This window comes from Alphaproteobacteria bacterium, from assembly GCA_033344895.1.
Lineage (GTDB): Bacteria > Pseudomonadota > Alphaproteobacteria > UBA8366 > Aestuariispiraceae > Pacificispira.
Map to the genome: position 1 here is coordinate 1,400,113 of JAWPMN010000001.1, position 19,387 is coordinate 1,419,499.

Sequence of the window (19,387 nt, forward strand, 5' to 3'; positions counted from 1 at the left end):
GACAGCAGGAACCTACTTCCTTCAGGATAGGCGCTGGAGCACGCGGAAGGCTTAACCGCCGCTTCGGTTCTCGTGGCCCCGCGCCAGGGGCCGGGCGGCCTCTCCCGCGAGCGCCTGCGCCATGAAGACGCGCCACATCTGCGCCGGATAGAGGCCGCCATAGACACCGTCGGTCGGCGCCCCGTTGTCATTGCCCATCCAGATCACAGCGGTAAGCTGCGGCGTATAGCCCGCGAACCACGCGTCACGATAATCCTGCGTCGTGCCGGTCTTGCCGGCAGCGGGGCGGTCGGGCAGAGCGGCCGCCTTGCTGGTTCCCCAGGCGACGGAGGCACCGAACACGTCATTCGCCATGGCGACCACATCGGCGGACAGGATGCGCGGCCCCAGCCCCGGTTCCCGTTCATAGATCACCGTGCCGTCGGCGGCGTCCCTGACCCGACGGACGACATAGGGGGTGGCCGCATGACCACCGGCCGCCAGGGTCGTATAGGCGCCGGCCATCTCCATTGGGCTGACCTCGTAGACCCCCAGCGCAAGGGCCGGGTCCGGGTTGAGGTTCGCCGTGATGCCCATGCGTCGGGCCATGTCGACCACCTTGCCGCGGCCGACAGTTTCCATGGCCGCGACGGCCACCGTGTTGATCGACCGGGCAACGCCTTCGCGCAGGGTCACCACGCCGCGATACCCGGCACCGGCATTGCGGGGCGACCAGCCTTCGATCGGGGCGATCCTGTCGTCGATCTGCGTATCGGGGGTCAGCCCGCCCTCAAAGGCCGCGAGATAGACGAACAGTTTGAAGGATGAACCCGGCTGCCGCTTGCCGTGAACCGCGCGGTTGAAGGCCGATCCGCGCCGATCCGCCCCGCCCAATAATGCCGCCACCGCGCCATCCGGCCGCATTGCGACGAGCGCCAGTTCGGATGCGTCCCTGGCCCGCGCCTCCGGCCCGACCTGCGCCGCGGCGGCTTCCGCTGCGCGCTGCACGTCGGATTCCAGCGTTGTCTCCACCAGAATATCACGATCGACACCGCCCAGAATGTCGGCCGCCCGATCCACGGCCCATTCGGCAAGCCAGCGCGTCTGCGCCCCGGCGCTGTCGACCGGCACAGTGATCACCGTGTCCTGTTTGGCCGCCTGCGCATCGGAGGCCGGAATGAAGCCTGCCCGGACCATGTCATCCAGCACTTCCCGGGCACGGGCCGCCGCCTTGCGCGGGGCGCGGAACGGGTTCAGCGCGGACGGCGCCTTGGGCAGCCCGGCCAGCACAGCGGCCTGCCACAGGGTCACTTCAGTCGCCGGCCGGCCGAAATAGCGCCGTGCCGCCGCATCGACACCATAGGCGCCGGCCCCCAGATAGATGCGATTCAAATAGATCTCGAGAATGCGATCCTTGCCGTAGCGTGCCTCCAGCCAGAAGGCCAGCAAGGCCTCCTGCACCTTCCGACGGATCGTCCGATCACGGGACAGGAACAGATTCTTGGCCAGCTGCTGCGTCAATGTACTGCCGCCCTGGCGTACGCCGCCTGCGACGATGTTGGTGTACAGCGCCCGGGCGATGCCGATGGGGTCGATACCGGGATGGGAATAGAATCGCCGATCTTCCGTGGCGAGCAGGGCGTGGGGCACATGAACCGGCAACTCGGCCAGCTTGACCGGCGTGCCGTACAGATCGCCAACCTTCAGCAGCGGCGTGCCGTCCGCCGCCAGGATGGTCACGCCGGGACGCCGGACGTCCCGGGCCAGCGCCTCTTCCGGATCAGGCATGTCCCACGCAAACCAGCCGATCACCCCGGCTGACACAACCAGCCCCCAGATCGCAAGCGACAGCAGGCCGCGCAGCAGACGCGGCCAGACCCGGCGTGCCGGACGGGTCGGTCTCGACGCGGATGCATGCCGCGCCGGGGCCTTGCGCGCCGCCGATTTCTTGCCGCCGGGCGCCTTGCCTGTCGCCTTTTTCGCCGCGGACTTCCGCGCGCCGCCGCGTTTCAGGGGCGGCGGGTCCCGTCTCGTATTGCGTGCCATGCGCCCGATATAGCGTAACTGCCAGAAGAAATCGCCATATATTGTATGGGAATCGGGTTAGATTTGCGAGTGGTGTGAGCTTCTCCACACAGTGCTGTGAATTGGTGTTGTTCCAAAAAGACACCTACCCTATTGTGTTAGCGCTTGAATTTCGCATGCCTCTGCCGATATGCATGGCAGAGACTTTGGCTAGGAGACCGTCGGATGGCACACCGGCACGACAGCATCACCGACACCGCCGCCCCGCAGCGCCCCTTCACGGACGCGCTTGCGCGGTTGAAGGAGGTGGGGCTGCGCCCGACACGGCAGCGTCTGGCGCTGGCCAAGCTGCTGTTCGACGCCGGCGATCAGCACATCACCGCCGAGCAGCTGCACGGCATGGCGCGCAACTCCGCCGTCAAGGTGTCGCTGGCAACCGTCTACAACACCCTGCACCAGTTTCGCGATTCGGGGCTGCTGCGGGAAGTGGTGGTCGGTCAGGGACGGTCCTATTTCGACACCAACACCCGGGATCACCATCACTTCTTCGTCGAGCCGATGGGCGAACTGGTCGACATCCCGGTCGATGCCGTCGAGGTGAGCCAGCTGCCGGCGCCGCCGGAAGGCACGGTCATGGACCGTGTGGACGTGATCATCCGGGTCACCCGGGACGCCTGACCGCAGGCATCTTCGGCCGCTTCATCAATCCAATATACTGTACATTAGAACGATTATAATCTGTTGACTCCTGCCACGACCGGGGTAACATGGAATCGTTCCAAATACGTGACGCTGGTACCGTCGCGTGACTGGAGCGATCGGTGAGACCATTTCCCTGCCGGCGCCATGACTTTTGTCGCGGCATCGGCATAAACCGGACAGGAGAGAGACAATGTCCCTCAAGGGCACCAAGACAGAAGAAAACCTGAAGGAAGCGTTCTCGGGCGAGAGCCAGGCCAACCGCCGCTATCTCTACTTCGCCCAGAAGGCCGATATCGAGGGCTACAACGACGTCGCCGCCGTTTTCCGCTCCACCGCGGAAGGCGAGACGGGCCACGCCCACGGCCATCTGGAATACCTGGAAGAAGTCGGCGACCCGGCCACCGGCGAGCCGATCGGTGAAACCGCCGACAACCTGAAGGCCGCCATTGCGGGCGAAACGCACGAATACACCGACATGTATCCGGGCATGGCGCGCACCGCGCGTGAGGAAGGCTTCGACGAAATCGCCCAGTGGTTCGAGACGCTGGCGAAGGCCGAAAAGTCCCATGCCGGTCGTTTCCAGAAAGCACTGGACACGATGGAGTAAGACTCCGGTCGGGAATTCGGTTGCGGGCGGACGGCCGATCCTCGGCACCGCCCGCCGCCGCTCCCCCCACTTTCCGCGCAGCCTGCGCGGGATCCCCTCTGGTGTGACAGATCAGGAGACGGGCTATGCGCGAAGGCAGCCTGGATGCACCGGTACGCCATCCGATCGACTGGAACGATCCGGATTTCTATGACGAAGCGAAGCTGGACGAAGAGCTCAGGCGGGTGTTCGACATCTGTCACGGCTGTCGGCGCTGCTTCAATCTGTGTGACAGCTTCCCGCGCCTGTTCGACCTGATCGACAATTCCGAGACGGAAGAGCTCGATTCCGTCGATTCCAAGGATTTCAAACCGGTCGTGGACGCCTGCACATTGTGCGACATGTGCTTCATGGTGAAGTGCCCCTATGTCCCGCCCCACGAGTTCAACCTGGATTTCCCGCATCTGATGTTGCGCTACCGGGCGGTGGAAAACCGCAAGGGGTTGCGCGGCGGCATGGAAGGCCAGCTGACCAAAACAGACCGCAACGGCAAGCTGGGCAGCACCGTCGCCGGCCTCGCCAACTGGGCGACGCGAGAGGACAACAGCCTTGCGCGCGGCGTGATGCAATCCATCGCAGGGGTCCACAAGGAAGCCGCCCTGCCGCCCTTCGCCGGCAAGACGCTGCTGGACATGGCGGGCGACTTGCCGAAGGCCGACCCGAAAGGCCCCGCCGCCGGGCAGAAGGCCGTGATCTATGCGACCTGCTACGGCAACTACAACACACCGGAAATCGGTGAGGCCGCCGTCAAGGTCCTGGCGAAGAGCGGCGTCGAGTGCGAGATCGTCTATCCCGAATGCTGCGGCATGCCGCAGATGGAACAGGGCGATATCGGCACCGTGGCGGGCAAGGCCAAGAACGTCGCGAAAGCCCTCAAACCCTATATCGACAAGGGCTATGACGTGATCGCGCTGGTGCCGTCCTGCGCGCTGATGCTGAAATTCGAATGGCCCCTGATCGTGCCGAACGATCCGGACATCAAGGCATTGGCCGAAGCGTCCCATGACATTTCGGAGTATGTTGTCGCCCTGTCCAAGAAGACCGGCCTGGCCGACGGCATGCAGCCGCTGGACGGGCCGATCGCGATCCATATCTCCTGCCATGCGCGGGCCCAGAACATGGGACAGAAGGGGGCGGAACTGGCCCGTCTGATCCCCGACACGCGAATTGCCGCGGTTGAGCGGTGCTCCGGCCATGGCGGTTCCTGGGGCATCATGAAGGACAATTTCGAAGTCGGCATGAAGGTCGGAAAGCCGGTCTTCAAACAGATGCAGGCCAAGGGAAAGGCGAAGTTCGTTGCGTCGGAATGCCCGCTTGCGGGGCTGCACATCAAGCAGGGAATCACCCGCAATCCGGAAGATCCGGGCGAAGGGGCGGAACGGAACGATCCGGAACTGGCCGCCCATCCGATCGTTCTGCTGGCCAAATCCTATGGGCTGATGTAGTTGCGACACGTTCGCAATTGAAATTCGAAACGGTGCTGTTTGGGGGACCGGCGGACTGCCGCCGGGGGACAGCCTCTAACGGAGATCCGAAGAGATGGAGCATATGAGCAAGCGTGAAATTACCAAGGCCGACATCCTGCCGCTGGACGAATACGTCAAGGTCCGCAAGCAGCGCCATGCCGAGCTGATCGCCCTGAAGAAACACCGCCGGATCGAGATCGGACCGGTAGCCACCTGCTATTTCGAGAATTTCGACACGATGCTGCACCAGGTGCAGGAGATGCTGTACATCGAAAAGGGCGGCGAGGAGCAGATCGCGGATGAACTGAGTGCCTACAATCCGATGATCCCGAACGGCCGGGAGCTCACTGCGACCGTCATGTTCGAAATCGACGATCCGATCCGCCGCAAGAATTTCCTGTCCCGTCTGGGCGGGGTCGAGGAGACGATGTTCATCCGGTTCGGCGACCATGAGGTCAAGGGTGTGCCGGAAGAAGATGTCGACCGCACCAATGCCGCCGGCAAGGCGTCGTCGGTGCAGTTCATCCACTTCCCCTTCACCGAGGCGCAGGCCTCGGCATTCCGATCCGCTTCCCAGGTGCTGGTCGGGTTTTCCCATGAGCAGTACGGCCACATGACCGTGCTCACCGAAGCGTCGCGCGACGCATTGGCAGCCGATTTCGATTAACCCCCCAAGGTACCGGGATCGCTGCCCCGGCCCCCTGCCCCAGGCGGGGGGCCGATTTGCATTCGGTCAGGACCGACGTTCGGCCGCGGCACACAGGGCGCGGGCGGCGTCAGACGCGGCGTCGATATACGCCGTGTCATGATGCACCAGCATCGCAGAGAACGCACCGTCGATCAGCAGGACGACTTGCCGGGCGATGGCGTCCGGTCGGAGCAGCCCCGCCTCGCCCAGGACCTGCGACAGCCAGGCCTCGACATTCTTCTTGTGGATCGACGCAGCCCGGATTGCCGGATGGCCCGGCATATTGGCCAGTTCGCCCGCCGTCCTGAGAAAGCCGCAACCGCGCCATTCCGGCCGCTTCGACGCGCGCAGCAGACCGTCGAACAGAGCGGCGACCCGACTGTCGAGCGTCGCATCATCGGGCCCGAACCAGCGCTGGAAGGCCGCCAGATTGGGGGCATCCCGGGACTGAAGATAGGCCTCTATCAGGTCGTCCTTGCTGCGGAAATGATAGTAGAGCGACCGCTTCGTGATGCCGGCCCGCTCCGCGATCGCATCGACCCCTGTTGCCCGAACACCGTCGCGATAGAACAGGGCATTTGCTGATTCGACGATTCGTTGCTTCGTACTGACTTCGGATTCTGCCATGTATACTCACCGGTGAGTGTACATCCGTTTGGATCTGTCTAGCGTCGGCCCGGTCGAAACGCAAATCCGGAGTCATCTGATGTCTGAAACGCTCATTGAATCCCGGCAGGGGCCGATCGCAATCCTGCGGCTGAACCGGCCAGACAAGCTGAATGCCCTGAACTATGAAACACTGGACCGTCTCTCTCTGGCGGTGGATCGGATCGAAGCCGACGACACGCTGCGTGCCGTCATCCTGACCGGGGCTGGGGATCGGGCCTTCTCCGCCGGCGCCGATATTCCGGAATTCGCAGGGAGCATCTCCCATGGCGCAGACACCGCCCTGCGGCAGTTCGTCCGGCGCGGCCAGGCGCTGACGGCCCGAATAGAGGCCTTTCCGAAGCCGTTGATCGTCGCGGTCAACGGTTTGGCCTATGGCGGTGGCTGCGAGATTACGGAGGCGGCGGCCCTGTCCATCGCCAGCGACCGGGCACGGTTTGCGAAACCGGAAATCGCTATCGGCATTCCGCCAACTTTCGGCGGAACCCAACGTTTGCCGCGATTGGCGGGCCGCAAGCGCGCGCTGGAACTGCTGCTGACAGGGGAGGATTTCGGCGCCGCCCGCGCCCTGGAACTCGGATTGATCAACCGGGTCGTCCCCCATGACGAGCTGATGTCGGTCAGCCTGGATCTGGCGCAGCGGATCTTGAGGCACGCCCCCGAACCGACGGCTGCGATCCTGCGGGCGGTGGCCCATGGTCTGAACGCCCCGATCAGCGAAGGCCTGCGAATTGAAGGGGAGCAGTTCGCGCGGGTCGCGGAAACCCGGAATACCGGGGAAGCACTGAAAGCCTGGATCGAGCGGCGTCCCCCGAAATACGGCCTGACGGCATGAAATTGGGGACAAGGCGGCGGGCACGGAACCCGCCGCCCCGACCGAGCCTCAACTGCGCTTACTGCTGCAGATCGGCCGGCGCCTTGTCGGCGATGTCGACCCACTTGCCGTCGGCCTGCTCGATATAACCGGGAACGTCCTTCAGCCAACGCTCCTGAATCTGCGAGGACAGGTTCAGATACAGCTTGCCGTCGACGATGCGCCACTGGGTCGGGTCGCCGTCGAACTTGAAGCCCATCGCGGTCCCGAAGGCGCAGTAGCCGCCATATTGCGGGATGTAGGCTTCCGGATCTGCTTCGAAGGTCGCCTTGTGGGCTTCATTTGCGAAGCGGTAGGTCGCGCCCTGGTACTCCGACGTGATTTGCCAATCACCCTGAACCGGTTTTCCATCGGTGAAATAGGCAACCGGATCATAACCCTGCAGGGCTAGACCGGTTTGAGAGGTATTCAACTCGACACCGGCCGCCAGGGCGCTGGTCGCGAGGAACAGTGAGACCAGTGCATTGGCCAGCAGGGACGTAAGGGTCTTCATGTGTGATACTCCCGAATTGAAGGGATCGCGATCCCGATCGATTGCGGCGGGGAAATGCCGCGGGAAAGTGCGGTGGGAACCGCGACGGCGCCTGGCAGGACACCGCCTGTCGGGTATAGATACAATTCGGAACCATTTGGTACAAAACAACAGAGCGTGAAGCTCGCGTGAACGATAGGCCGGAATCGCGTTAGGAACCGGAAATGGCACGACCGAGGGAATTCGATACCGACGCCGCGATGCTGGGGGCGATGCAGGTCTTCTGGTTGAAAGGCTATGCCGCGACCAATCTGCCGGATCTGCTGGACGCGATGAACATCACCCGCGGCAGCTTCTACAAGGCCTTCAGTGACAAGGAATCGGTCTATCTCGCCGCCCTGGACTATTACGACGACAAGGTCGTGTCGGGCGTCGTCGACATGCTGGGATCGGTGCGCGCCACCAGCGCCTCGGCCTGTCTTGCGCCCCTGTTCTCAGGTCAGGGGGAGTTCGCGGAAAGGGGCTGCTTCATCTGCAACGCGATGGTGGATCTGGCCCCCTTCAACCCGCGGGTCGCCGCGCGTACTCACCAGATGGCAGAACGGTTGCGGGCCGCGATCGAGGCCGTTCTGGACCATTTCGAAATCGGGGGCAGCGCGGCGCACCGCCGGGAGCTCTCGGAACTGGTGCTGCATCTCTATCTCGGCTTCCAGGCGATGGGCCGGGCGGATCGGAAAGCCCAGGATTGGCGGGCACGCCTGGCCCGCCTGTTCGAAGAGCCTGACTGAGGGATCGCCGCTGCTACTGCAGCGTCTCGCCGGCCTCGACACCCCAGACATCCGCACGCTTCAGCCACCCGTCATAGCCCTGTACGGTGACAAGACACCAGGAGGCATCGCAATATTCCACCCGGGCGACCATGCCTTCGGCCAGTCGGGCGACGGCGGGGGAGGCTTCGTCGGAGAGGCGGCGCAGCGTGGTTTCCGGCTTGGTGACGATCACGGTTCGACGCGAGCTCAGCAACGCGAAATGGACCCAGCCCTCGTCGCCTTCCCAATCCCGGATCTTTCGCCATTTGTCGAATTCGGCGATTACCTGGACAGGCATGTCCAGCCGGCGATAGACCCAGCGGATCGGATAGTCGACCCCCGGACCGGTACGGACATTCGCCTCTGTCGCCTTGATGGACACCATCCGCGGGATCGGCTGACCGCTGCCCGGACCCGTTCCCTGTCCGGCACTCTGCGCGGCCACGGGCGCCCCCCCGGAAAGCAGGGCGATGCCCAGTCCGACGGAGAGCAGCAATGTGAGCGCGAGCCGGCGCATCCTATCCTCGGAACAACCTGTCGGGCGGCAACGGTTTCCTATAGCGCGATTCTTCTATAAAGAAAGCGCTGCACCCGGATTCAGGGACGCGGAACCGTGCGGAAATCCGTCGCACCGGCCCCGTTCCGAACCAGACCGGGACCATCGGGGGTTGGACACGCCATGACCTACAGGAAGCCGAAAGTCGTCGTCACGCGCAAACTGCCGGACATCATCGAAACCCGGATGATGGAGCTGTTCGACTGCGAACTGAATCTGGCCGACGAGGCCTTCACCCGTGAGCAGATGCTCGACGCGGTCCGCCGCGCCGAAATTCTGGTGCCGACCGTCACCGACAAGATCGACCGCGAAGTGATCGATGCCGCCGGCGACGGGCTGAAGATGGTCGCCAGTTTCGGTACCGGGGTCGACCATATCGACTTCGCCGCCGCCCGGAAGCGCGGCATCATCGTCACCAACACGCCGGATGTCCTGACCGAGGACACGGCCGACATGACCATGGCGCTGATCCTGGCCGTGCCGCGCCGACTGGTGGAAGGCGAACAGCTGGTCCGTGAAGGATCCTGGAACGGTTGGAGCCCGACCGGCATGCTGGGTCACCGGATCTGGGGCAAGCGGCTGGGCATCATCGGCATGGGCCGCATCGGCACCGCCGTCGCCCGCCGTGCCCGCGGCTTCGGCCTGTCGGTGCATTACCACAACCGCAACCGCGTGCCCGAAGACCTGGAGCAGGAGCTGGAAGCGACCTACTGGTCCTCGCTGGATCAGATGATCGCCCATATGGACATTCTGTCGATTAACTGCCCGCACACGCCGGCGACCTATCACCTGCTCAATGCCCGCCGTCTCGATCTGATGAAGCCGCATGCCTATGTGGTCAACACCTCGCGCGGGGAGGTCATTGACGAGGCCGCGCTGGTCAAGGCCCTGTCCCAGGGCCAGATCGCCGGCGCCGGTCTTGACGTCTATGAGAACGAACCGGCGGTCAATCCGAAGCTGATCAAGCTCAGCAATGTCGTCTTGCTGCCGCATATGGGCTCCGCGACCATCGAGGGTCGCATCGCCATGGGCGAACGGGTGATCATCAACGTGAAGACCTGGGTCGACGGCCACAACCCGCCCGACCGCGTGATCGACACGATGTTCTAGCCCCACCCGCGGAGCGGATCACAAACAGGTTCGCCTGGTCGATTTCTCTTGCCGTGCCGTCCGGGCCGGTACACCTAAAACGGCATGAGCACGCCCGTCCCACCACCGCCGCCCCCCGGCGGTCCGCATCCTTCCGTCCAGCAGTCCGGCGTCCGATGGTTCTTCGGGCGGTTTCTGCGGCATTCGGCGGAGCTGGGACGGCTGGCGGTACCGGTCGTGGCGAGTCGTGCGGGCATCCTGACCCTGGCGCTGGCGGACACGGTGATGCTGGGCCCGCTGGGCGCGGAGGAGGTCGGGCATTACGGGCTGGGCACCTCCGCGTTCGTGTTCCTGCTTGTCTGCGGCATCGGCCTGCTGTTCGGAACCATGGTGGAGACCAGCCATCTGCGCGGTGAGGGACGGCTGTCCGAAACCGGGGCGGTCTGGCGGCGCGCCCTGCCCTATGCCCTGATCCTGGCGGGTATCGGGGTTCTGCTGACGCAGTTCGCGGAATACTACTTCCTGGCGGTCGGTCAATCGCCGGACCTGTCCCATGAAGCGGCCAGCGTGACGCGGATTCAGGGGCTCGGGCTTGTGCCGCTGCTGATCTACATCTGCACCAACATGTATCTGGAGGCGATGGGCCGGCCGATGCCCGGCATGATCGCCGTCTGGGGTGCAAACATCCTGAACATCCCGCTGAACCTGTGGCTGATCGAAGGCGGGCTGGGCGTTGCGGGCGCCGACGGGGCAGCATTGGCCACGACGTTGTGCCGGGTCGGCATGATGGCCGGCGTGGTCGGCTATATCTGGTATCTGGGCGGCAGGCAGGCGCTGGGCATCCGCACCCGGGCCGAACCGGGATGGATCGTCGGCGGCAAGACCGCACGGCGCCACGGCTACGCCGCCGGCCCGGCCTATGCGGCGGAAAGCGGCGCCTACCACGTCATGCATATCTTCGCCGGCTGGATGGTCGCCAGCGAACTGGCGTCGTTCAGCATCAATGTGAACCTTCTGGCGATGATCTTCATGATCTCGCTGGGCATTGCCAGCGCGACCGCGGTGCGCGTCGGCGTCGCCCATGGCCGAAAGGACTGGCCGGACCGGGCGCTGGCCGGATGGACCGGTGTGTTCTGGGTCATGGTCATGCTGACCCCCTTCGCGGCGACCCTCTATTTCGCGCCGATGGCGACCATGGCGACGGTCTACCGCATCACCGATCCGGAACTGCTGGCCGTCATGGCCCCGGCGACGATGCTGGTCGGTGCGGCGATGGTGATGGACGGGGCGCAGTTCACATTGGGCAACGCCCTGCGCGCCACCGGCGATGCATGGGTACCGACCCTGCTGAACTTCCTGGGCTTCGTCGTCTTCATGATCCCGGCCGCCTACTGGCTGGGCATCGTCCTGGAACGGAATGCGGTTGGCCTGTATGAGGGCATCCTGCTGGCCAGCGGCATAGTGATGACAATCCTCGCCATCCGCTGGACCTGGATCTGCGTCAGAAAGATCGCGGGTTAGCCCAGAATCTCGTCCAGTGCCGCGGTCAGGCGGTCGACCTCGGCCTCTGTCGTGTAGTGGACCATGGAAACACGCAGCACGCCGACTTCCGGATTGAGCCCCAGGGCTTCGACGCATCGGTAACCGTAGAAATGGCCCGCGCCGACGCAGAGGCCCTTCGCGGCCAGCGCCTCGGCCAAGTCCTCCGGGTTATGGTCCGGTACAACCAGGCTGAAGGTCGCGGCACGGCGATGGCAGTCTGCCTCGCGGCGGCCGATCAGGCGGATCTCCGGGCGCGTGTCCAGCCAATCCAGGAAGCGCTTCATCACCGCCTCTTCCTGCTTCTGGAAAAGGCGATAGATCGCGACCGCCCGGGCGCGCGGGTCGTTGGCGGGCGCGTCGAAATGACGGTCATAGACGGCGTCGAAGTAATCCAGGATGCCACCGATCGATCCGGCGGATTCGTAGTTGGTGCCGCCCGGATTGAGCATCGCAGCGCCATTGCCTTCGTGGAAGAAGTGGTTCTGGTTCGCGACGGCGTCGATCCGGTCCTTCTTGCCGTACAGCATGGCGAGATGCGGCCCGAACAGCTTGTAGAAGCTGAACAGGTAGAAATCGACGTCCAGATCCTTCAGGTCCGACAGCGTATGCGCCACGGCGGCGACGCCGTCGACCACGGTCATGGCCCCGGCCGCATGGGCCTTCGCGGTAATCGCCTTCACGTCATTGACCGAGCCGACGACATTGGAGACATGCGGAAAAGCGACCAGCTTCACCTTGCCGTCGTCCAGCAGCGCATCGAGATCGGCGGGGTCGAGATCGCCGGTCGCCGGATCAAGCTGCCATTCCCGCGCCTCGATTCCGGTTTCGGCAAGCCGCCGCCAGCAGCCGCCATTGGCCTCATGATCCTGATTGGTGACGACGATCGCATCGCCTTCCGCGAAGCCGGGGCGCAGCGCCTGGGCAAGGACATAGTTGTTCAGGGTCGTGGACGGGCCGATCACCAGTTCGTCCGGCGAGATGTTGAACAGGGCGGCAATGCCCTTCTGCGCCTTCTCGATCCGGGCCTTGCCCCGTTTGGCGGCGGCAAAGGGCCATTCAGGCTGGGTCTGGCTGTCGGTCATGAAGGCGGACATGGCCTCGATGACCTGGCGCGGCACATAGGAGCCGCCGGCATTCTCGAAATAGGCGTCCGGCGCACCGGCCGTATCCGACATCAACGGGAACTGCGCACGGCAGAATTCGACATCCAGATTATCGCTCACAGGTTCACTCCGCCGCACTGTTTTGGGTAAAGGTGGCCTCATAGGCCGTTTTCTGACGCTTCAGGGCGCCCATCGTATTGCGCATCAGGATCGCGACAGTCACCGGCCCGACGCCGCCCGGCACCGGGGTGATCCAGCCCGCGACCTCGGACACGCCGTCATAGTCGACATCGCCGCAGATACCCTCGCTGCCATCGTCCCTTGTGATCGCATTGATGCCGATATCGATTACGGCCGCGCCCGGCTTGATCATGTCGGCGGTCACCAGCTTCGGCTTGCCGACCGCGACGAAGACCGCGTCGGCCCGGCGCGAATGGACCGACAGCGCGCGGGTCATGTGGTGACAGACCGTGACGGTGGCCCCTTCCGCCATCAGCAGGAAGGCAATCGGTTTGCCGACGATTTCGGAATGACCGACGACGACGACTTCCAGCCCCTGCATCGGCAGATTGGTGCTTTTCAGGAGTTCGACCGACGCGGCCGCCGTACAGGGCGCAAGGTCCAGTTCGTTATAGACGATGTTCCCGATGGAGGTCGGGTTCATGCCCTCGACATCCTTGAACGGGTGGACGGCGGTCTGCAGCGCCTTGATGGAAATCTGGGGCGGCACCGGGCGCTGGATGATGATGCCGGTGACGCGCGGATCGACATTCATGGTCGAGATCGCGACTTCCATCTCCTCCTGGGTCACGTCGCCGGGGAAGGCCCGTTCCTCGAAGGCGATGCCGACCCGCTCGGCGACCCGGCGCTGGTTGCGGACATAGACGTCCACGGCCTCGACGTCGCCGACGGTGATCGACACCAGTTTCGGCGGCCAGCCGGCTTCCGTCAGGGCGTCGACATCGGCGCGCACCTTTTCCAGAATCGCATCGGCTACCGGCTTGCCGCGCAGATCTCTATCACCCATGGAAACCACCCCTACAGGCCGGTTTCTCGATCCGGCCGCATTTCTTTCGAAAGCCCCCGCATCGTCGATATAGCGCCGCGCCCTGCGCGTCCATGCGCGATTCCGACGCGGGCCGGAAAAACTTCTGTTCCCGACAACCGGACAAGCGAAAACCGCGCCCGGGTCGGGGCGCGGTTCGGAACACGCGAAGCACCGCCGCAGAGACGCGGCGGGCGGAACCTCAGGCCTGTTTCGCCTTGAAGCGCGGGTTCTTCTTGTTGATGACGTAGACCCGACCGCGGCGGCGGATGATACGGCAATCCTTTTCACGCTTCTTCAGCGTCTTCAGCGAGCTCGCGATGCGCATGGCGCTTCTCCGTTATTTCGGTTCCACAGGGCGCACAATCCGTCTGCCCCGGCGAAAGACCGGCGGAACATATGGATCGGTCCACCGCTTGTCAAACGGGTTTTGACCGTTACGCTCTGCCCGCCGCACAATCTTCGCGACAAAGGATTTTCATGCCAGACGACAATCGGAAAACGCCGGCGCCCTGCGGCTCCTGGACATCCCCCTTGAGCGCCGAGGCAATCACCGGCGCGACGGTCGGCCTGGGCCTGCCCTGGATCGATGGCGAGGCAGTCTACTGGACCGAACTGCGCCCGTGGAACAAGGGCCGCACGACCCTGGTCCGCTGGACCGCGCAGGACGGCGCTATCGACATTTCCGCCGAGGACCACAATGTGCGCAGCCGGGTCCATGAATATGGCGGCCGCGCCTATGTCGCCGCCGAGGGCACGGCCTGGTACCTGAACGCATCGGACCGGATGATCTATGCCGCAACCGGACAGGGCGCCGCCAAGGCGGTCGCAGGCGACGGCAGAATGGAGTTTGCGGATTTCATCGTCGATACACGCCGCAAGCGGCTGATTGCCGTGGCCGAACGCTCCCGCAAGGGTCAGGAGCCCGAAAATCTGCTGGTCGCGATCGGATTCGACGGGAAGGTCACCAGCCTGGCGGAGGGGGCGGATTTCTATGCCGCCCCGAAACTGTCGCCGGACGGGACGAAGCTGGCCTGGGTCGAATGGTACCATCCGAACATGCCCTGGGACGGCAGCATCTGCCGCGAGGCGCGTCTGGATAACGGCGGCCGCGTGTCGGGCGTGCCGCGCAGTGTCGCCGGCTCGACCGAGGTCAGCGTCTTTCAGCCGGAATACGGCCCCGACGGCACGCTGTATTATGTCTCGGACCAGAGCGGATACTGGAACCTGTATCGGGACGGCGATCCGCCGGCCCATTATCGGGCAGAGGCCGAATTCGGTCTGCCGCACTGGCAGTTCGGCATGCGAACCTACTCGATCCTCGATGCCCGCACGGCCATCGTCACCTTCGCCGTGGCGGGCGACTGGAAACTGGCACTGTTCGACCTGCAAAGCGGCAAGGCGACACCGATCGACCTGCCGTGGTCCCGGTTTGACGGTCTGGTCGCCGCCGACCGCCGCATCGTCTTTTCCGGCGCCCGGCCCGACGGGCCCGGCGGCATCGTGGAACTGACCTTCGGGGCACCGGAACCCGAACGGGTCCTGAAACTCAGCAGCGACGACCCGCCGCCGCCGGGCAGCGTTTCCGTCCCCGAGGCCATCGCCTTCCCGACCGAGGACGGACAGATGGCCCATGCCTATTTCTACGCCCCGGCCAATCCAGATTTCCGTGTGCCGGACGATGAGCGGCCGCCGCTGATCGTGATGGGGCATGGCGGCCCGACCGGTCAGGCGGATAACGGCTATGCCGCGAAAATCCAGTTCTGGACGACACGCGGATTCGCGGTCGCCGACGTCAATTACGGCGGCAGCACCGGCTATGGCCGCGCCTATCGTGACCGGCTCAAGGGAAATTGGGGCGTGATCGATGTCGACGATTGCTGCAATGCCGCCCGGTTTCTGGCGAAGCGCGGCGTGGTCGACCCGGAACGCCTGATCATCGTCGGTGGCAGCGCAGGCGGCTATACGACATTGAGCGCGCTCGCCTTCCGCTCCGTCTTCCGGGCCGGGCGGTCGTCCTACGGCATCGGCGATCTGGAAACCCTGGCCCAGGATACGCACAAGTTCGAAAGCCGCTATCTCGACAGCCTGATCGGCCCCTGGCCCGCGGCCAAAGACATCTATCATGCGCGCTCCGCCCTGAAGCATCCGGAGGGGATCGACTGCCCGGTCCTGTTCCTGCAGGGGTCCGAGGACAAGGTCGTCCCGCCGAACCAGGCCGAAGCCATGGTGGAGACCCTGCGTGGAAACGGCGTGCCGGTGGCCTATCTGTTGTTCGAGGGCGAAGGCCACGGGTTCCGCACCGCGGACGCGATCAAGGCCGCCCTGCATGCGGAACTGTCATTCTATGGTCAGATCTTCGGGTTCACCCCAGCCGGCGACCTGCCGGCCCTGAAGATCGACAATCTGGAGAAGGCTTAAGGCACCATGGCGGAAAGCGTCGGCGCTGCCCTGATCATCATCGGCAATGAGATCCTGTCGGGCCGGACCCATGACAAGAACATTCCGCACATCGCGGAACGGCTGAATTCCGTGGGCGTCCGCCTGATGGAAGTCCGCGTCATCCCCGACCTGCCGGATGTCATCGTCCGGACGATCAAGGAGGTCAGCGCCGCCTTTGACTACGTCTTCACCACCGGCGGGATCGGTCCGACCCATGACGACATCACGGCCGATTGCGTCGCCGAGGCCTTCGGCGTCGATCTGCCGGTGAACGCGGATGCCCTTCGGCGCCTGGAACTGCACTACGCCAACACGGATCTGGACCTGAACGAGGCCCGGATGCGCATGGCACGCATCCCGGTCGGCGCGACCCTGATCGACAACCCGGTATCCGCCGCACCCGGATTCCGCATCGGCAATGTCCATGTCATGGCCGGTGTACCCAAGATCATGCAGGCCATGCTGGACGGCATTCTGCCGACACTGAAAGGCGGCCGGCCGATGCAGTCCGTCACGATCCGCAGCAGCCTGCCCGAAGGCATGGTCGCGGCGGGGCTCGGCGAACTGGCGAAAACCCATCCCGACATCGATTTCGGGTCCTACCCGGCCTGGACGAAGACGGCCTTTCAATTGTCCGTCGTCGCCCGCGGCCAGGACGCCGACCGATTGGAGCAGGCGGCGCAGGATGTCGAGACCCTGATCCGATCGCTTGGCGGAACGCCGGAGCGTCTGTCCGGACCGGGAGCAAACGAGACCACCACGACACAGTAGAGGCGAGACCAAAGGAACTATGTCGGCACAGTTACGAATTTTTAATAACACACTGGCATATTAGCCAAGCGATCAAAGGTGATTGTAATTGGAGGCGGGAAGAGACGGGCATATGGCCGGTCAGACGGAAACGGTACAATCAATCGACTCGGCAGTCCTGTCCTTGCAGGAAAACCTGTCGCTGTACCCGGATCTTGCCTGGGCCTATGCCTATTGGCAGTCCAAATGCGACGGCCGGATCGCGCCGCGCCGCAAGGATATCGATCCGCTCGAAATGCCCGATATCCTGCCGCGCATTCTGTTAGCGGACGTCGTCAGCACACCCGATGGCGACGACTTCCAGTACCGCCTGAGCGGGACCGGGATCTGCGACATTCACGGCCAGGAACTGACCGCCCTGCGGCCGAAGGATCTGACGCCGCCGCCCTATGGCGCGCTGATCCACAATCACTATCTCGCCGCCTGCCGCTCCCGATCCCCGCGCGCCGATGTCATCATCCTGCAGACGGACCGGCGGGCGCGCTCCTATGCCCGGCTGTTGCTGCCGCTTTCCGACGACGGCGAAACCATCAACAAGCTGCTGGCGGTGGACAGCGAGTTTCAGAACGATCTGCAGGAATTCCTGCGCGTCATTGAGGGCCTTCAGGCCGATCGGGTCGGGCCACGCATGCGCCTGGTCCGGGGCGATTGACCGGCATCGTCGGCCAGCCTACTCGATCATCCCGAACAGCAGCAGATAGGCCAGCCCGACCGCCACCCCGCAGGCGATCAGGGACATCCGCCCCCGGGCGGGCATGCCGCGCCGGAACACCAGCCAGAGCAACGCGGCGCCACCGGCAATCAACCCGAAATACAGCAGATCCCGTTCCATAAACCCTTCCGCGCAAACCGCCGGGCAATCGTCTCACATCGCCCCGGTGACGTCACGATGTCGCCGCATTTTCATGCGACTGAGGCTTGACGGGTTCCGGTCCCCGGAGAGAGGTTCCGGCCCGACCCGCATTCCCTGGCACCGGCTGGCAGCTTATGAGAACGAAAAGACGCAAGATTAGACTGGATCGCGGCGATACGTTGGGCGGCACCGTGCCCCTGCTGCTGCGCGACCATGTGACGGCGAACGGCACCGAAGGCCGCTTTCTGCACAAGGATCGCAGCGACGGGCCCGGGCTGAAGGCCTTCGCCATCGGCGGCGGCGTGATGCTGATTCTGGCGATCGTTGCCTGGGTCGCTCTGCCCGGTCTGATGGAGAATCTGGGCATTCCGACCTTCGGCGACGTGCTGGAACGAATCGAAATCTTCTTCAGCGTCCCGGAAGCCTGATCAACCGCGACGCCGGCCCGCCGCCTCCCGCCTTGCGCTGCAACAAACCCGCGAGTACCTTCCCCACCGCACCCATCGCGCACATGCGGGCGTGGCGGAATTGGTAGACGCAAGGGACTTAAAATCCCTCGATCCTAGATCGTGCCGGTTCGAGCCCGGCCGCCCGCACCATTGCCGCGACACATTCAGCGGATCGAGGTGCCATGACCCGACGCGAACTCCCTGAGATATCAGACAACAAGCTGGCGAGCGAAGACCTCGGTCCCTGCCCGATCTGCGGACGGCCGATGCCGAAGGGCGCGGCCGTGAACCGGCATCACTGGATCCCGCGCAAGCACAAGGGAACGCAATGGTCCTGGCTGCACCGGATCTGCCACAAGAAACTGCACAGCCTGTTCGACGAGCATACCCTGGCCGCCCACCTCAATTCGCCGGACGCGCTGTTGCGGCAGGAGGAAATCCGCAAGTTCGTCAAATGGGTCCGCAAGCAACCTTTGGAGAAGGTCGGACGGCATCGTCCGCCGAAGCGACGGCCGCCGCTGCAATAAAATTGCCCAACCGGTAAACTCGCGTTAACCCCGATGCGGCTAAAGATGATGTTTGTAAAGCTGGCGCCATTCCGCGCGCACCGGTAACCATCGATTATTGGAGGAGCAGTCATGCGCCCACTGATCATCGCCATAACGGGTTTCGCCGTTCTGATGCTGATCCAGGCCACCATCCTGCCCGGCAATTCTGCCCATTCCGAGACCAGTCTGCCCACGCCGTCCGGGCCGGTCGTCCTGTCTGTCAGCGGCAAGGTGACCCTGACCAATGCCGATGGCCGCGCGGATTTCGATATGGCAATGCTGCAGGCCCTGCCGCAGACAGAAATGCGCACCTTTACGGATTGGACCGAGGGCGAACAGGTTTTTGTCGGGCCATCGATGAAAGATCTGCTGACCGGCGTGGGAGCCGAAGGCGACGTCATCAGCGCCTCCGCATTGAACGGATACGCGATCCAGATCCCGGTGACCGATCTGGAACGGCACAAACCCATCATTGCGATTTTGCGAAACGGCGAGCCGATGAGTGTGCGGGACAAAGGCCCGTTGTGGATCATCTATCCCAATGAAGATCAGGACACGCTGACGCCGAATCCCAACAACGACAAGTCGGTCTGGCAACTGCGCGGATTGGAGATACGCTAGGA

General features: G+C 64.1%; 22 protein-coding genes and 1 tRNA gene. 15 read left to right on the top strand and 8 right to left on the bottom strand.

The annotated features are described in order from the left end of the window. Positions 1–51: 51 nt before the first annotated feature. Positions 52–2,025 carry a PBP1A family penicillin-binding protein gene (locus R8L07_06805; GenBank protein MDW3205239.1) on the bottom strand — a complete coding sequence of 658 codons (1,974 nt, stop codon included), beginning with the start codon at positions 2,023–2,025 and terminating at the stop codon, positions 52–54. Positions 2,026–2,229: 204 nt separating this feature from the next. Here R8L07_06805 and R8L07_06810 point away from each other — a divergent pair, with 204 nt between their 5' ends. The 4 genes from R8L07_06810 to R8L07_06825 all read left to right on the top strand — a co-directional run bounded on the left by R8L07_06810 (position 2,230) and on the right by R8L07_06825 (position 5,485). Next, positions 2,230–2,682: a Fur family transcriptional regulator gene (locus tag R8L07_06810; protein ID MDW3205240.1), complete on the top strand. Its 453-nt coding sequence runs from the start codon at positions 2,230–2,232 to the stop codon at positions 2,680–2,682. 214 nt (positions 2,683–2,896) lie between these two features. Beyond that, positions 2,897–3,313 carry a rubrerythrin family protein gene (locus R8L07_06815; GenBank protein MDW3205241.1) on the top strand — a complete coding sequence of 139 codons (417 nt, stop codon included), beginning with the start codon at positions 2,897–2,899 and terminating at the stop codon, positions 3,311–3,313. Positions 3,314–3,438: 125 nt separating this feature from the next. Next, on the top strand, positions 3,439–4,797 hold the full coding sequence (locus R8L07_06820; GenBank protein MDW3205242.1) for a heterodisulfide reductase-related iron-sulfur binding cluster: 1,359 nt from the start codon (positions 3,439–3,441) through the stop codon (positions 4,795–4,797). 103 nt (positions 4,798–4,900) lie between these two features. Continuing rightward, positions 4,901–5,485 carry a DUF3501 family protein gene (locus R8L07_06825; protein MDW3205243.1) on the top strand — a complete coding sequence of 195 codons (585 nt, stop codon included), beginning with the start codon at positions 4,901–4,903 and terminating at the stop codon, positions 5,483–5,485. A gap of 66 nt (positions 5,486–5,551) precedes the next feature. Here the strand turns inward: R8L07_06825 and R8L07_06830 are convergent, their stop codons facing one another. Continuing rightward, on the bottom strand, positions 5,552–6,133 hold the full coding sequence (locus R8L07_06830; protein ID MDW3205244.1) for a helix-turn-helix domain-containing protein: 582 nt from the start codon (positions 6,131–6,133) through the stop codon (positions 5,552–5,554). A 79-nt stretch (positions 6,134–6,212) separates the two neighbouring features. Between R8L07_06830 and R8L07_06835 the strand changes: the two genes are divergently transcribed. After that, on the top strand, positions 6,213–7,007 hold the full coding sequence (locus R8L07_06835) for a crotonase/enoyl-CoA hydratase family protein (GenBank protein MDW3205245.1): 795 nt from the start codon (positions 6,213–6,215) through the stop codon (positions 7,005–7,007). A 58-nt stretch (positions 7,008–7,065) separates the two neighbouring features. Here the strand turns inward: R8L07_06835 and R8L07_06840 are convergent, their stop codons facing one another. Then, positions 7,066–7,539 (bottom strand): YHS domain-containing (seleno)protein, encoded by a 474-nt coding sequence (locus R8L07_06840; protein MDW3205246.1) that lies wholly within the window; start codon positions 7,537–7,539, stop codon positions 7,066–7,068. Positions 7,540–7,742: 203 nt separating this feature from the next. Between R8L07_06840 and R8L07_06845 the strand changes: the two genes are divergently transcribed. After that, on the top strand, positions 7,743–8,306 hold the full coding sequence (locus R8L07_06845; GenBank protein ID MDW3205247.1) for a TetR/AcrR family transcriptional regulator: 564 nt from the start codon (positions 7,743–7,745) through the stop codon (positions 8,304–8,306). A gap of 13 nt (positions 8,307–8,319) precedes the next feature. Here R8L07_06845 and R8L07_06850 read toward each other — a convergent pair whose 3' ends face one another. Beyond that, positions 8,320–8,844 carry an SH3 domain-containing protein gene (locus R8L07_06850; GenBank protein ID MDW3205248.1) on the bottom strand — a complete coding sequence of 175 codons (525 nt, stop codon included), beginning with the start codon at positions 8,842–8,844 and terminating at the stop codon, positions 8,320–8,322. Positions 8,845–9,006: 162 nt separating this feature from the next. Between R8L07_06850 and R8L07_06855 the strand changes: the two genes are divergently transcribed. After that, positions 9,007–9,993: a D-glycerate dehydrogenase gene (locus R8L07_06855; protein ID MDW3205249.1), complete on the top strand. Its 987-nt coding sequence runs from the start codon at positions 9,007–9,009 to the stop codon at positions 9,991–9,993. 84 nt (positions 9,994–10,077) lie between these two features. Then, on the top strand, positions 10,078–11,493 hold the full coding sequence (locus R8L07_06860) for an MATE family efflux transporter (GenBank protein MDW3205250.1): 1,416 nt from the start codon (positions 10,078–10,080) through the stop codon (positions 11,491–11,493). Here R8L07_06860 and R8L07_06865 read toward each other — a convergent pair. The 3 genes from R8L07_06865 to ykgO form a co-directional block, all read right to left on the bottom strand. Then, the gene (locus tag R8L07_06865) at positions 11,490–12,737 is read right to left on the bottom strand and encodes an aminotransferase class V-fold PLP-dependent enzyme (GenBank protein MDW3205251.1); all 1,248 of its coding nucleotides are present in this window, start codon (positions 12,735–12,737) and stop codon (positions 11,490–11,492) included. The genes R8L07_06860 and R8L07_06865 overlap by 4 nt on opposite strands. 4 nt (positions 12,738–12,741) lie before the next feature. Further along, the gene (locus R8L07_06870) at positions 12,742–13,644 is read right to left on the bottom strand and encodes a bifunctional 5,10-methylenetetrahydrofolate dehydrogenase/5,10-methenyltetrahydrofolate cyclohydrolase (protein ID MDW3205252.1); all 903 of its coding nucleotides are present in this window, start codon (positions 13,642–13,644) and stop codon (positions 12,742–12,744) included. A 220-nt stretch (positions 13,645–13,864) separates the two neighbouring features. After that, the gene (ykgO, locus tag R8L07_06875; protein MDW3205253.1) at positions 13,865–13,990 is read right to left on the bottom strand and encodes a type B 50S ribosomal protein L36; all 126 of its coding nucleotides are present in this window, start codon (positions 13,988–13,990) and stop codon (positions 13,865–13,867) included. 206 nt (positions 13,991–14,196) lie between these two features. On the opposite strand from ykgO, the gene R8L07_06880 reads away from it, so the two are divergent. From R8L07_06880 to R8L07_06890, 3 genes are all read left to right on the top strand, one after another. Next, complete coding sequence (locus R8L07_06880) at positions 14,197–16,083, top strand: prolyl oligopeptidase family serine peptidase (protein ID MDW3205254.1); 1,887 nt, start codon at positions 14,197–14,199, stop codon at positions 16,081–16,083. A gap of 6 nt (positions 16,084–16,089) precedes the next feature. Continuing rightward, the gene (locus R8L07_06885; protein ID MDW3205255.1) at positions 16,090–16,875 is read left to right on the top strand and encodes a molybdopterin-binding protein; all 786 of its coding nucleotides are present in this window, start codon (positions 16,090–16,092) and stop codon (positions 16,873–16,875) included. Positions 16,876–16,987: 112 nt separating this feature from the next. After that, positions 16,988–17,566 carry a PAS domain-containing protein gene (locus tag R8L07_06890; protein MDW3205256.1) on the top strand — a complete coding sequence of 193 codons (579 nt, stop codon included), beginning with the start codon at positions 16,988–16,990 and terminating at the stop codon, positions 17,564–17,566. Between the two features lie 18 nt (positions 17,567–17,584). Here R8L07_06890 and R8L07_06895 read toward each other — a convergent pair whose 3' ends face one another. Next, on the bottom strand, positions 17,585–17,746 hold the full coding sequence (locus R8L07_06895; protein ID MDW3205257.1) for a hypothetical protein: 162 nt from the start codon (positions 17,744–17,746) through the stop codon (positions 17,585–17,587). A 155-nt stretch (positions 17,747–17,901) separates the two neighbouring features. Here R8L07_06895 and R8L07_06900 point away from each other — a divergent pair, with 155 nt between their 5' ends. The 4 genes from R8L07_06900 (at position 17,902) to R8L07_06915 (ending at position 19,385) form a co-directional block, all read left to right on the top strand. Beyond that, a complete protein-coding gene (locus R8L07_06900) occupies positions 17,902–18,195 on the top strand; it encodes a hypothetical protein (GenBank protein MDW3205258.1) in 294 nt (97 codons plus the stop codon). Positions 18,196–18,280: 85 nt separating this feature from the next. Next, a tRNA-Leu gene (locus tag R8L07_06905) sits at positions 18,281–18,366 on the top strand. Positions 18,367–18,398: 32 nt separating this feature from the next. Next, a complete protein-coding gene (locus R8L07_06910) occupies positions 18,399–18,743 on the top strand; it encodes an HNH endonuclease (GenBank protein MDW3205259.1) in 345 nt (114 codons plus the stop codon). Between the two features lie 111 nt (positions 18,744–18,854). After that, complete coding sequence (locus R8L07_06915) at positions 18,855–19,385, top strand: oxidoreductase (protein ID MDW3205260.1); 531 nt, start codon at positions 18,855–18,857, stop codon at positions 19,383–19,385. Positions 19,386–19,387 lie beyond the last annotated feature (2 nt).